The sequence below is a fragment of the Cytobacillus dafuensis genome, from assembly GCF_007995155.1.
Classification (GTDB): domain Bacteria; phylum Bacillota; class Bacilli; order Bacillales; family Cytobacillaceae; genus Cytobacillus; species Cytobacillus dafuensis.
Genome location: NZ_CP042593.1, coordinates 4,439,752 through 4,453,062, shown reverse-complemented (window position 1 = coordinate 4,453,062; position 13,311 = coordinate 4,439,752). Strand labels below are relative to the sequence as shown.

The window sequence follows — 13,311 nt, the reverse complement described above, 5'->3', positions numbered from 1 at the left end:
AAGGTTAAGTCTATTAACGTGCTAAAGTAAAGAGTGTGTTCAATTAAATATCTGCTAATAAGATCGTATAATAAAAACTAAGGCATTCGCCAAAAAAGACTTGTCGAATGCCAAGTTTTTCTGATTTTAAAAAGAAATCTCCTCACGATCCAAGCTATATTCCCGCTTGTAATAAAATTCTCATAACCCGTCCCTTTTTTTCATATATTGAATTATTAATAATCATCTATACCTATTTGAAATTAGGTAGATGTGAAGGAAAAAGCGGTGAGAAAGGAAGAGGGGTATGAACAGGAAGTGGATAGCGCTGCTAATGACTGGTTCCTTGTTGACCGGAGCTGGCGGTACCTATGCAGGAATGAAGTGGATCAGTCATCGTGCACTTGAGAATAACATCGAAAACCATTCTTCCCAATTAGATGAGGGGAATTTTCCAGCAGAGATGAGTGACGAAGATCTAAAAAAAGTAGAGCAGGCATATGGCTTAATATTAAACAGCTATGTAGAGAATGTAGAAGAAAAGAAGCTTGTAGAAGGGGCTATTCAAGGGATGCTTGCGTCCCTCTCAGATCCATACTCTATCTACATGGACGAGGAGACCGTGAAGCTATTCAATGATACGCTTGAGTCTGCATTTGAAGGGATTGGAGCTGAAGTAGGCATGGAGGAGGGGAGAATTATTATTGTTTCTCCATTTAAAGATTCTCCAGCGGAAAAAGCAGGCTTAAGGCCGAGGGATCAAATTTTAAAGGTAGATGGTGAAAGCATTGAAGGCTTGGACTTATTTCAAGCAACTTCCAAAATACGTGGGGAAAAAGGGACGAAGGTAAAGCTGGAAATTGCCCGTCAAGGATTGAAGGAGCCCCTCGTTATTCATGTTAAGCGGGATAAAATTCCTCAAATCACCGTTTATTCTGATTTAAAAAAGCAAAGCGGAAAGGCAATCGGTTATTTAGAGATCACTTCGTTTTCGAAAGAAACGGCAATTGAATTCAAGGAGCAATTACAAGAACTTGAGAAAAAAGGGATAGAAGGCTTAATTATTGATGTCCGAGGGAATCCAGGAGGACTTCTAATATCCGTTGAGGAAATTTTGAAAGAGCTTGTCACAGATGAAAAACCATATATACAAATTGAAAAAAGAGACGGGAAAAAGAAAAGATATTTTTCAAGCTTGAAAGAGGAAAAGGACTACCCGATTGCTGTTCTGATTGATAATGGCAGTGCCTCTGCTTCAGAAATATTGGCAGGTGCCCTTAATGAAGCACAGGGCTACGCCCTAATTGGCGAAAATACATTTGGAAAAGGGACTGTTCAGCAGCCGTTTCCGATGGGAGATGGCAGTAATATTAAATTAACTCTCTATAAATGGCTGACCCCAGATGGAAATTGGATTCATCATAAAGGCATAGAGCCAACACTTAAAGTAAAGCAGCCAGCTCTTTATCATACACCTCCCCTTCAGGTTGAAGAAGCCTTAGTGAAGGAAATGAATAATGAACAGGTGAAAAATGCACAAGAAATCCTTGAAGCTCTAGGCTTTGCCCCAGGTCGTAAAGACGGCTATTTCAGCGAAACCACAATGAGTGCTGTAAGAGCCTTCCAACTGCAAAATGACTTAAAGGCTACCGGTAAAATTGATAAAAAAACCGCTTTGGCACTTGAACAGGCAGTAGCTGAAGAAAAGAAAAAAGAAGAAAATGATATTCAGCTGCAAACAGCACTGAGGTTTCTTGCTCGGTGATAAGTATCACATTAGCATGGAGCGTGGTCTCTGTGCTTTTTTTACGTGTAAAATAAACTTGTCGCCGGATTCGTTGAGCAAGCCTAGATGTACGAAGTAATCACCTGCACAGTGAAATGAAAATGACGGTATTTTACATAAAAGGTTAAGAGTGAATACTCTTGATTGTTTTTTTCACCAATATTGGCATAGGCTTTAAGAGTACAATTTGGTAGAATATAGAGTAATAGATATTTGTGTTTGTAAGTGGAATGCAACTTTTTTACATACTTTCAATCGTATTTATCAGTAGAGGTAGGTGGATGGCTTGGCTTTAGAATGGCTGATTGAAATATTAAAAGGAATAGGAAAGCTTTTTCTTCACCCTGTTTTCTATTACCTTTTCTTTATTGCGGCAATATTGGGCGTTTCTCGTGTGAAGCGGGAGAGAAGGGATTTTCATGTACGGGCAGAGAATGCATATTTTGAGCTAAGACAGCTGCTGCCGCTCGGAATCTTAATTGGGCTTGTAACTTCTCTTATTTCAATATCCGCAGGTCTTGTGATTCCGATGGAGACCATTCTCTTTACTGCTGCTTTTACAATTTTATGGAGTTTAACAACAAAGATAAGGTGGATGGCGCCTGCATATACATTGGGCTTCGCCTTTTTTGCTACGATATTTGCTATTGAGCAAAAATGGCCGCTTCCATTCTTCTTAACCTCGGTTTCGGATCAGGAGCAGACGGTTTTTCCATCTATTGCTGTTCTTCTAGCTCTCCTTTTAATTGGGGAAGGGATCCTTATTTTCAAAAATGGACGGAAGGGAACTTCTCCTAAATTGATAAAAAGCAAGCGGGGGCAAAGGGTTGGCATTCATGAGGTGAAACGCGTTTGGCTACTTCCGTTGTTTTTAATTATCCCTGGTGAGGCTTTGCAAGCTCCATTTGAATGGTGGCCAGTTTTTTCAGTTGGCGGAGGCACTTATTCCATTATACTCGTTCCTTTTGCTGTCGGATTTTTTCAGCAGGTTCAAGGAAAGCTGCCTACTGAAGCCGTTAAAGCAGTCGGAAAAAAGGTTATGGTGCTTGGAATTCTCGTTTTGCTTTTATCCGTTTCAGGCTATTGGTATCCACTCGCAGCCATTGCCGTCGTGACAATTGCGATTATTGGCAGGGAACTTATTACATTAAGGCAGAGAATGATAGAGGGAAATCTTCCATTCTATTTTTCAAAAAGAAATAATGGCGTGATGATCCTAGGAATCATTCCTGGTTCTCCAGCTAGCAATATGGGTTTACAGGTTGGTGAACTTATTGCAAAGGTGAATGGCGTATCAGTCCATGATAAAAATAGCTTCTATGAAGCACTTTTGAAAAATCGTGCACATTGCAAGCTGGAAGTGTTTGATGTAAACGGACAAGTTCGCTTCGCACAAAGAGCCTTATACGAAGGAGATCATCATGAGCTCGGCATTCATTTTGTGCAGGATGAGGTTAGAAGGGGTAGTGAAGCGGTTTAATGTAATTTTTAATAAATAATCGGAATCTATCTTTATTCTTCGGAAACGGATTCATAAATAAACGGAATTTAACTTAAGTTTACTTACCGGACTCTATTATCATTAAAAACTGGAATGAATAATAAATGAAAGTGAATAGTATCCACTAAATAAATTCAAAGAGAAGCGATGAAGTCGTTTCTCTATTTTTTTTAAAGGGAGGTTACAATTCTGAAATTATACACAACATGATAGTTAAAATCTATAGTCTTTCAAAAACGGGGCTAATGGAATAAAACACTAAAGCAAATACGGTTATTTATGTGGGATTGTGATGAAATGTACTTAAACTAAAGTGCAAGAAAAAGCAAATGGGTCCCACAATATATCCATCAAGCTAAACCCTGTAAGGACGCGAATAGTTATATTCTTATATGAACAAGCATACCTAATTGTACATATAATGATTTAAAAGTAACTTTGGGGGAATGAACTTGGATATAAAGAAGGATGGTATCTGTATAACTTCCGTTACAGGTGGGATTCTCAACTTTGGTGGGGCAGTTTTTATTAAACCGATATCTGTATCAAAATCAATTGTTGGGCCTGGAGGAGGCAACACAGGGACAATAGTTATAACTAATTCAAGATAACAGGGGGAGTTACCAGCGTAACAACTTAATGGGGTACGATCCCGGGGGGAGCTTCCATTCGGCTCTTTATCCTGAGTCCGGGATTAAACTCGCATTCCCTTCAAACAAAAGTTCAGGGCCATTTAAAGTTATGAAAGCGATAGAAGAATATTTTGAGATTTAACTTCGTACATCTTTATGATGTTGTCGATTAAAACTCGCATTCCCCTGGTGGTGGTGCATTTTAGCTTGGGAACGATAGATACTATAATGACAAGTTGTTCAATTAACTACCTAATAAAACAAGAATTAAGTTTTATTCAAGAATCGGGCAGATAATTGAATAAAAAAGGGTGCCCGCCTTTTCTAAGTAGTTCAAATAAAAGTAAGGGGTATAATGTGAAAATCCAAAAGTCATTGTTTATTTTTATTTTAACCTTGGTTCTATCCGCCTGTAATCAACAAACCATTGAAGACCCTGCAGACCCATGGGTTAATGGTGAATATAATCTTTCTTATAAGGAAATAGAGGATGTTATAGAGGAACAGGGACTTGAATTAAAAGAGGCTGTTCTATCAAACGGCGATTTTATGAGTGAGTTGAACGGGGTTGAACCGAAAAGCTATCGGTTAGAAGGGAACCCTTTATCGGTTTATCTATTTCCTGCAGGAGCTGAAAGGGCTGAGGGAGTCAAAAGCTTTGAAGAATCAAGAACCGGGGAAGAACTGGAGAAGTATAGAGCCTATGGGATTGAAAATGTATTGGTGATTTATGTGGACAACGCAAATGGAATAAACGCCAAACTATCTGAGGCATTAGGGAAGTTAAACAAACAAATAACAACATCCATCTATAATTAACGGGGATTCACGGAATAAGAATTGCGCTCTTTTACTTTTAAGGGTAATTTAGTTGAAGAATATAACCGAATAAAAAGACACCCTTTTACAAAGAATGTCTGCAATTAGTTATTTCATTTGGCTTTAACCTTCTGCTTTTGACATCAATAGCCCGCCACTCCATAGTATTTTTATTACTAAAAGTGATAGTCACCAAATCAAATGGGAAATCGTGTGCACCTTCAAATGTTGTTAGCTGCAAGGTGACGTTGAAGTAGCTGTAGGTTTCGTGTTCTACTTTCTTTTTGATTTGGAGAATCTGTTCGCAATAAAACTGCTTCGGTTTGCCGAAATGTTTTTCAATTGCTTTATCGATGGATGGAAATAGTAAATTGAGTATTACATCATTACGCAGCTGTACATCATTTTTAGTTACGGTTTCAGCTTGAACGGGAGAATAAGAGAAAAAAGTTAGGAAGGCAATCAATATTAAAAGGCTTTTTTTCATAAAGAACCTCGCTTATTGGCTTTTTCTTATTTTGCCCACTTTACAAATAATAAAAATGACCACCAAGAGTGCCGCAAACACTCGTCGGTCAACAATAACAGATTCCGGTAAGGGATCAGCCTATAGAAAAAATATACTTCTCCATTACTTTGATGGAGAAGGGAATTCTATATCCCCATCATCATCCGAAATTCACGATTGATGAAGATGCTCTCTTAATTGGCATGAAGGTGTTCATCTCTTCCGCTTTAAAGCTACTGGAAAAAATTAAAATAAGAAGGATATTGGCTACTTATACAGTCAATATCCTTCTTATTTGGCTAGTAGGAAAGTATAAGTTTTTTAACGTACTAATGTAAATTCCAAATTACTATAGGTATTCTATTAATAACATCGCATAAGAAAAGCTAAGGCTTTCGCCGGAAGAAATTGGCGAAAGCCAAGTTTTTCTAATCTGGATTGCTTAATCCATTTGTTAAATTGTAAGTGGCACATTAAATTCATTTCCCTGTTGATTCAGACGTAATGAACAGGAGTCTTCGAAATAATATTCCATTTCCATGCATATAGTGGGGCATAGGGAGGGTATGCCATGTGCGATGTAAAAAACGAAATAACACAGATACAAATAACCTTTCGAAAATGGCCAAGATCGAAAAAGATTGTGCTTATTTCTCTTTTGAGCAGCATCGGGGCTATTTTTCAATCGGCAGGAGGGTTCTTGCCTGGGATTGGGTATTTTATAAGTCCCGTGGCTACAGCACCAATTATTCTTTGCTCTATTTTTTCGATTCCGCTTGGTCTTGCTTCCTATGTTTTAACAGCCCATTTACTTTTGATTCTGCAGCCGTCCGAGCTCATTATTTTTCCATTTACCACAGGTTTATTAGGGCTTATGATTGGCAGTTCTTTTCATTTTTTTCGTAAAAAAATCAGTTATACCTTGAGCGGATCGGCCGGGTTAACAATAGGGATTTTCCTTTTATTATATGGTGTAAAATTCCCCGTGTTAGGGCCTGCGGTTTCTCATCAAATTAGTGTTTCAGTTATTGGATTGATTATTTTATTCTCTATTTTTTATAGCTGGATCTGGGTCTTATTGAGCACTAGAATCCTAAAAAGAATCAAAAGAATTATATGACTACCGGCCGTCTAGAATTTCACCATTAATGGGAATCATGAAACACTTATGACAAATAAATCCGTGAAGGCAGTGGTTCATTCCAACGGTTTTCACCCATTCTCCAGTAGTATTTCGATGAGTGTCAGTTCATTTTTCTTTAATGCCTCTGTAAGCATACTTTCAAATTCCTGTACATTTGCAGGCCGTACTCCTCTAATGCCAAAGCTTTTCGCTAGCTGAACAAAATCGGGGTTTCCAAAAGCTGTTCCAAAATTATTAGCTAACTTTTTCATCATCATTTGTTCTTCCAATTTCAGCTTGGAATCATGGAGGACAATGATCACGAAAGATAATCCTAATCTTGCTGCTGTCTCGATATCAGCAAAATTCATTAGGGCTCCACCATCCCCAGTAATGCAGACTACCGGATCTGCCGGGCATGCTAATTTAGCTCCAATTGACCCAGGTATGGCTATTCCCATTGAAGCGAATCCGTTTGAAATAATAAGTTTCTCCGGCTTTTTGGGCTGATAAGTGCGGGCAATGGAGACTTTATGAGAGCCTACATCCGAAATAACAATCGTATTTTCACTGGTTAATTTTTCGATAGAGTGCAGAAGAGATGTGATGGATAGAGTTGAAGCAGATTCTTCATAAATATGGTAGGCCTGTATCATTTGTTCGCGCAAATTTCCGGATGGGACCCACGATTTTACTTCGATTTCAAGATCGTTAATGGCTTGCAAAGTCCGTTTCACATCCCCAACTAGTTCGCTTTGAAGAGGATAATATTCATCCGATTCTGCAGGAACCGCATCAATATGGATAATCGGCACTTTCTTTTTATTCCATTCTTTCGGCAGATGTTCTGCAAAATCAAATCCAATTACAATCAGTAAATCGGATTCCTCAATCCCACGTAAAACCTTATCCTGCTCATTGAAACCAAATGTAAAATAATTGAGCGGATGGCTTTTAGGCAAAATTCCTTTTGCTTTCATGCTATGAGTTACAGGTGCTTGGAGGCGGTCAATGAATGCTTGCACCTCCTGGGTGGCTTCTCCTCTTACAACCCCGTTTCCGATGATAATAAATGGCTTTTGACTGTTGCTGATACGCTGAATGGCCTCTTGAATCGCTTCACTTTCAGGCCTATAGATTGGAAGCGGTGTGACAGTCATTGCATTTTCAGGAATCATTTGTGATGTTAAGTTTTCCGGTATTTCAATAATGACCGCGCCTGGCTTTTCCATTTTTGCCGTCCGAAACGCTTTATGTATTACTTCGGCAATCGTTTGTGAATCCTTGATTTGGATGCTCCACTTCGTCGCAGGTTCAAATATTCCTGCAATGTCCAAATATTGATGGGATTCTTTATGCTGTTTATCAAGTCCTGCCTGCCCAACTAGCGCGATAACAGGTGAATGATCCAGCGTTGCGCTTGCGATTCCGGTTAATAGATTGGTTGCCCCAGGACCCAAGGTGGACGTGCAAACACCCGCCTTTTTGGACAGCCTTGCATACACATCCGCCATAAAGGCAGCTCCTTGCTCATGCCTCGTATTCACAAACTGAATCTGTTTTGATTTAGATATAGAATCAACAAGATCAAGTGTCTCTTTTCCCACTATGCCGAAAATATAGTCCACACCTTCATTTTCTAAACATCGAATAAGAACATCGGTCGCTTTCATATGATCCTCCAAAAAAATATTCCACTTTCAAATTTTGGTTAATCATAGTCTTACCAATTGGCTAGAAAACTTCCATGGATTTTACTAGCATTGTCATTTCTGTTAATCCACAAGAATCCGAATGGCGTCCTGATCGTAACTTTCCACTCCTTTTTTGAAGGCTAATCTTGTTTTAAATCGATAAGATAATGTGCCTGTCGATACTTGTGCAGAGTTCGGCAGGGGGAAAGTGAAAGGAATTTTATTGATAGCTTCTGACTGAATGCTCTTCGTTGTTAAAATAGTGATTGATTCCACAATTTTTTCGTTTTCTTCTGCCCCATCATTGATGACCAAATCACAATCTATCCTTTTTAGCTCTTGTAAAATAGTGCCCCCCTTAATCAAGAAATATCCTTTTACAAGCTCACCAGGTTTATATGTTTCCTTTTCAAGTATGAGATCGATCTTTGCTGAACCTATTCCTAATAATGCCATATATTTTCTTAGTATCATGAATATCCTCCTGTTTTCATTTGCCTTTAATCTTGAAAAAATAAAAACCTTTACCAGAGCCGGCAAAGGTTTTCTTAACAATAAAAGACCTTTACCAATAGGCAAAGGTCTTGCTAACAACGATTTCGCTGCCAACAAAGCCGAGAGATTGGGAATCTCCGAAATGACGACTTCATTGTAAAAGCTACTCCCCTTTAAAAGGATGTAGTATTAAATTAATAATTTTAGTTTAAAGATTCTTCTTTCATAAGTCAACTACTACTCTCTGAATCTTAGTGCGTTTCTTAAACTGTCAGAATATCATCACATGAATACCGAATTTTCTCTTATTCAGTAATCGGGCCATTTAATGGAGGAAGAAACCCAAGAAAATTTGAATATATATGGTAATGCTAGTGTGGTATTTGTGAAAGATTGTACTTAAACTATAGGGGGATTTAGTTGATGGTAAAGATGAAATAAGGACATATAAAATATTGATTGAAAATTGTCCTCATGGGGCGTTCAAAAAGGAATTTGCAAAACCTGTCTGCATATGCGATTTCTGCAATTAATTTAACTATAAATCTCTTAATCAAGTACACTATTTTTGTCTTATGGAACAACTCGTAAAAAGCCCTGCTTTTCTGTAACCAAAACAGGGGTTTTGTACTATAAATCATTGGTTCTGTCCATTACTATTCTCCTGTTTTTGAATGTTTGACAGAATAATACAAAAATTATAAACATTCAGTGATATTATTGATTTTGGTGGAAATTGCCGAAATTTCGATAATATGAGGGGGAAAAAATTTGAGGAAAAAAGTTTTGTCGATCAGTTTATGTTCTGTTCTATCTCTTACATTCCTAGCGGGAGTAGATTCCTGGACAGTAAAAGCAACAAACGAGCAAAATCTACCCACTACATTAGAAGCAACAGCCAAGGGAAAGGTTCTCGAGTGGAAAGGGATGCCACTAAATGGACTGATCCCGGAAACCGCATCAGACGCAACCAGAATTGAACTAGAAAATGGAATGACAAAACCAATCTATTCTACTGACGAGGCGATAATTGAAGACTTATTCGTTGAGACAGAGATAGACAGCGACAGTGATGGGAAACGTGACCGCGTCTCTATTAAAGTGTACCGTCCAAAAACGGAACCAGGTGTTAAAGTACCAGTCATTTATGAGATGAGTCCCTATCGCTCCGGAATTCTAAATGTTCCTGTCTTTAATGTCGATGTAGATTTAAATCCTGTTAAACATCCTGGTAACGGGAATGGACGAGGAGGAAAACCATTCGCGCTTGTGGAAGGACAAGCTGCCAATCTTGGTTCCTTAGGGAATTACTATGTCCCTCGTGGTTATGGTGTTATTCTTGCGGAGAGTATTGGGACAGGCAAATCGGATGGGTGTCCAACAACGGGCGATGAACGAGAAATTCTTGGTACAAAATCCGTTATTGATTGGTTAAACGGACGGGCGAAAGCTTATACAGGAGATGGGAGAGAGGTATCAGCTGATTGGTCCACTGGTAACGTTGGGATGACAGGTACTTCCTACAATGGGACCTTACCAAATGCAGTTGCTGCAACAGGTGTGGATGGACTAAAAACTATTATCCCAGTTGCAGCAATTAGCAGCTGGTATGACTATTATCGTGCTAACGGAGCAGTTATAGCTCCTGGAGGCTACCAAGGTGAAGATACAGACAATATGGCTGAAGCAGTCCTAACTCGTAAAAATCCACAAGTATGTAAAGATGTCATTGCAGAGTTAAAAGCTGCACAAGACAGAGAAACAGGGGACTACAGTGAATTCTGGGCACACCGTGATTATGTAAAGGATGTCAAGAATTTAAAGGCTAGTGTTCTCGTTGTTCACGGGCTGAATGATTGGAATGTTAAGACAAAACAATTTGCACAGTGGTGGGAAGCTTTAGGAGAAAATAATGTCCCTCGTAGATTGTGGCTCCATCAGGGTGCCCATTCAAGTCCATCAGGCAATAACTGGCCACAATTACAAAATAGATGGTTTGACTATTATCTGTATGGGATTGAAAATGGGGTTATGAATGAGCCAGCTGTTGATATTCAGCGTGAGGACAGAACTTGGAGTAAGGAAACAAGCTGGCCCGCACCTGGCACAGTTTCGACAAGACTTCATTTAACAGGCACGGGAAATGATTTAGGGGCGTTACATCTAAATCCTGTTCCGAACCAGCCGCATAACACGCAAACAATCATTGATGATCCAATGAAAAAGGCAAATACTCTCATTGCCAATCCAGAGTTGAATTCTTCAAACCGGTTGGCTTATGTGACTCCGGAATTAACTGATTTGGTCCGGTTGAGCGGGACGCCTAAAGTCAGCATCCGTGCAAGTATTGACCGTCCCGTTGCCAATTTAACAGCATTGCTCGTTGATTACAGTAGTGCAAGTCCAGTAATTGTATCGCGTGGCTGGGTGGATCCACAAAATCTCCATGCCGCAGATCGTTCCGAATCACTAGTTCCTGGCAGAGATTACACTTTTGAATGGGAAATGCAGCCTAAAGATTATGTATTTAAGGCCGGGCATCGGATCGGGATTGTCCTTATCGCTAGCGATTACGACTACACCATTCGTCCTAAAGCCGGTACAAAAATTAATGTAATTCCAACTCGCAGTGAAATTACATTGCCAATTGTCGGCGGGCGTAACGCGTTTAATCAATAGGATCAAAAAAAGGAGGATTAGGCTTCATGACTAATCCTTCTTTTTTTGAGAGATAAGAAAGTATAGATTTCGACTTTTAAATATGTCCAGCTCCAACGCCTTTTGTTGATTGGTATTACCTCCTCAATGGAGCATAAATAACTTGATAAAGATACAGTTGGTATTAGTAATTATTTGAAATAAAATCTAATATAAGTTCATTTTTCATAGTAGATATCTTCAATAAAGTTGAGTAATGATCTTCCATAAAAGGGCCAGATTGTTGAGGAAGAGTTGCCGATTTTACAGAAGGTAAATTAGTTTAAGATTAATGGTGGTGAACCGTATCATAAGTAAGGTTTTATATAAATAAGGTTTTTTTATTCCTAATAAAGAAACTCGCCATGCTTGGCGAGTTTTACTTTTTATATACCAATAACGATGCCAATACGACTGCTATTTCGGCACGTATTTTAAGAAAAGCACCTCAAAACGGAACCCTTAATGCTGAAATGCACCATGGTTGAAGAGTGCTTGAAAGTTTGATTAAGCTACATGTTGGTATATATATAGAAAAAGTCATGCGGAGTGTTAGCCTGAATTTTTTAATATGTTTTTAGAAAAGCCCAGGAAGAAAGGTTATAGCTTGTTTCGAACCTTCCCCGGTTTAATTGTTGTCGCTGAATTTTAAGCTGATGAATTTTTCTTCCATCATTTCGCGCATGGCGTATTTAACGCCTTCTCTGCCTACGCCGCTGTCTTTCCAGCCGCCATAGGGCATATTGTCGATTCTGTAGGTGGGAATGTCGTTCACAATGACACCGCCTGTTTCCAAGCGGGTGGCCGCATAGAAGGCACGTTCAATGCTTGGCGTGATGATTCCGGAATTCAACCCGTAGCGGGAATCGTTTGCTTCGGCAATTGCATTGTCCAGGGTATCAAACGGTGCAATACAAACGACTGGTCCGAAAACTTCAAAACGAGACACTTTTGAATCGCGGTTCACATTGGTTAGAACCGTTGGTACCAAAACATTGCCTACCACCGTTCCACCGCATTCGATTTTCGCACCTTCCTGAACGGCCTCATTGATCCAACTCTGCAGACGATCTAAAGACTTTTTCGAAATAACCGAGGTGATATTCGTTTTTTCATCCAGTGGTGAACCAATCACCAGTTGCTTCGTTCTGCTGACGAATCGCTCCAAAAATTCGCCGTATAAGGATTGATGGACATAAATCCTCTGAATTGAAATACATACTTGGCCATTATAGGAAAAAGCCCCCATGACCGATCGCTCGATCAATTGGTCAATATCGACACCTTCGTCGATGATAAAGGGTGAATTAGACCCAAGTTCAAGTGTGAGTTTGCGAAACCCGGCCTGCTGCTGAATGATATGACCGACTTCCACACTCCCCGTAAAGGTCACCTTTTTTACATAGGGATGTGTGGTTAATGCCTCACTTAAAACATCCCCCTTTCCCGGAATAATGTTTAGCACTCCGTCCGGCAGTCCCGCTTCTTTAAAAGCCTCTGCTAAAAATAAAGAAGAAATCGGCGTTTGTTCGGCTGGTTTCAACACGATCGCATTCCCTGCAGCAATGGCCGGCCCGACCTTGTGGGCAACAAGATTAAACGGAAAATTGAACGGGGTAATGGCCGTCACCACCCCAATTGGCGTGCGAATCGTAAATCCAAAGCGGTTTTCCCCGCCTTCAGCCGCATCCATCGGAATTTGTTCCCCGTAATTACTCTTGGCGGCTTCCGCTGCGAAACGATAGGTTTGCACCGTGCGATTGATTTCCTCTCGTGCATTACGGATCGATTTGGCGCCCTCTAACGCCATGATTTCTGCACATTCCAAGCTTCGTTCCTCCAGGATGTCGGCGACTTTTGCTAAAATTTTGGCACGGGCATGCGCCGGATAGTTCCTAAATTTTTGAAAAGCCGCATTTGCCTCGACAATCGCCTCTATGGCATCTGCTGGCTCTGCCTGTCCAATATCTGAAAGAAACTCATTTGTATGGGGACTATATAAAGGTTCATACGTTTTTGCTTCTCGCCATTTTCCGCCGATCCACAATTGCCATTTCTTTTTCACCTGATAAACCTC

Annotated in this window: 10 protein-coding genes and 1 pseudogene; 7 read left to right on the top strand and 4 right to left on the bottom strand. The window is 39.8% G+C overall.

Annotation, left to right across the window (positions count from 1 at the left end):
- The first annotated feature begins 286 nt into the window (after positions 1 to 286).
- The 5 genes and pseudogenes from FSZ17_RS21230 (at position 287) to FSZ17_RS21210 (ending at position 4,717) form a co-directional block, all read left to right on the top strand.
- A complete protein-coding gene (locus tag FSZ17_RS21230) occupies positions 287 to 1,744 on the top strand; it encodes a S41 family peptidase (RefSeq protein WP_057773132.1) in 1,458 nt (485 codons plus the stop codon).
- Between the two features lie 307 nt (positions 1,745 to 2,051).
- Positions 2,052 to 3,245 (top strand): PDZ domain-containing protein, encoded by a 1,194-nt coding sequence (locus FSZ17_RS21225; protein WP_057773134.1) that lies wholly within the window; start codon positions 2,052 to 2,054, stop codon positions 3,243 to 3,245.
- A 473-nt stretch (positions 3,246 to 3,718) separates the two neighbouring features.
- Entirely contained in the window at positions 3,719 to 3,877 is a 159-nt protein-coding gene (locus FSZ17_RS21220) for a spore germination protein (RefSeq protein WP_185150650.1), read from the top strand.
- Positions 3,878 to 3,902: 25 nt separating this feature from the next.
- Positions 3,903 to 4,040 (top strand): annotated as a pseudogene (locus FSZ17_RS24040) (penicillin-binding protein); the annotation flags it as partial.
- A 215-nt stretch (positions 4,041 to 4,255) separates the two neighbouring features.
- The gene (locus tag FSZ17_RS21210; RefSeq protein ID WP_057773135.1) at positions 4,256 to 4,717 is read left to right on the top strand and encodes a hypothetical protein; all 462 of its coding nucleotides are present in this window, start codon (positions 4,256 to 4,258) and stop codon (positions 4,715 to 4,717) included.
- Between the two features lie 85 nt (positions 4,718 to 4,802).
- Here FSZ17_RS21210 and FSZ17_RS21205 read toward each other — a convergent pair whose 3' ends face one another.
- Positions 4,803 to 5,204 (bottom strand): DUF3888 domain-containing protein, encoded by a 402-nt coding sequence (locus tag FSZ17_RS21205; RefSeq protein ID WP_057773137.1) that lies wholly within the window; start codon positions 5,202 to 5,204, stop codon positions 4,803 to 4,805.
- A gap of 592 nt (positions 5,205 to 5,796) precedes the next feature.
- Between FSZ17_RS21205 and FSZ17_RS21195 the strand changes: the two genes are divergently transcribed.
- Positions 5,797 to 6,345 carry a hypothetical protein gene (locus FSZ17_RS21195; protein ID WP_057773139.1) on the top strand — a complete coding sequence of 183 codons (549 nt, stop codon included), beginning with the start codon at positions 5,797 to 5,799 and terminating at the stop codon, positions 6,343 to 6,345.
- Between the two features lie 92 nt (positions 6,346 to 6,437).
- Here FSZ17_RS21195 and FSZ17_RS21190 read toward each other — a convergent pair whose 3' ends face one another.
- Positions 6,438 to 8,021, bottom strand: a complete 1,584-nt coding sequence (locus FSZ17_RS21190; protein WP_057773141.1) for an acetolactate synthase large subunit — start codon at positions 8,019 to 8,021, stop codon at positions 6,438 to 6,440.
- Positions 8,022 to 8,123: 102 nt separating this feature from the next.
- Entirely contained in the window at positions 8,124 to 8,516 is a 393-nt protein-coding gene (locus FSZ17_RS21185) for a sporulation protein (RefSeq protein ID WP_057773144.1), read from the bottom strand.
- 792 nt (positions 8,517 to 9,308) lie between these two features.
- On the opposite strand from FSZ17_RS21185, the gene FSZ17_RS21180 reads away from it, so the two are divergent.
- Positions 9,309 to 11,216, top strand: coding sequence for a Xaa-Pro dipeptidyl-peptidase (locus FSZ17_RS21180; RefSeq protein WP_057773146.1), 1,908 nt, complete (start codon positions 9,309 to 9,311; stop codon positions 11,214 to 11,216).
- A 646-nt stretch (positions 11,217 to 11,862) separates the two neighbouring features.
- On the opposite strand, the gene FSZ17_RS21175 is transcribed toward FSZ17_RS21180, so the two are convergent.
- On the bottom strand, positions 11,863 to 13,299 hold the full coding sequence (locus FSZ17_RS21175) for an aldehyde dehydrogenase family protein (RefSeq protein ID WP_057773148.1): 1,437 nt from the start codon (positions 13,297 to 13,299) through the stop codon (positions 11,863 to 11,865).
- Positions 13,300 to 13,311: the final 12 nt, after the last annotated feature.

Bases quoted from the DNA above. Each gene is read 5' to 3' on its own strand.
- FSZ17_RS21195 (WP_057773139.1), top strand. From the start codon at position 5,797: ATGTGCGATGTAAAAAACGAAATAACACAGATACAAATAACCTTTCGA.
- FSZ17_RS21230 (WP_057773132.1), top strand. From the start codon at position 287: ATGAACAGGAAGTGGATAGCGCTGCTAATGACTGGTTCCTTGTTGACC.
- FSZ17_RS21190 (WP_057773141.1), bottom strand. From the start codon at position 8,021: ATGAAAGCGACCGATGTTCTTATTCGATGTTTAGAAAATGAAGGTGTG.
- FSZ17_RS21185 (WP_057773144.1), bottom strand. From the start codon at position 8,516: ATGATACTAAGAAAATATATGGCATTATTAGGAATAGGTTCAGCAAAG.
- FSZ17_RS21205 (WP_057773137.1), bottom strand. From the start codon at position 5,204: ATGAAAAAAAGCCTTTTAATATTGATTGCCTTCCTAACTTTTTTCTCT.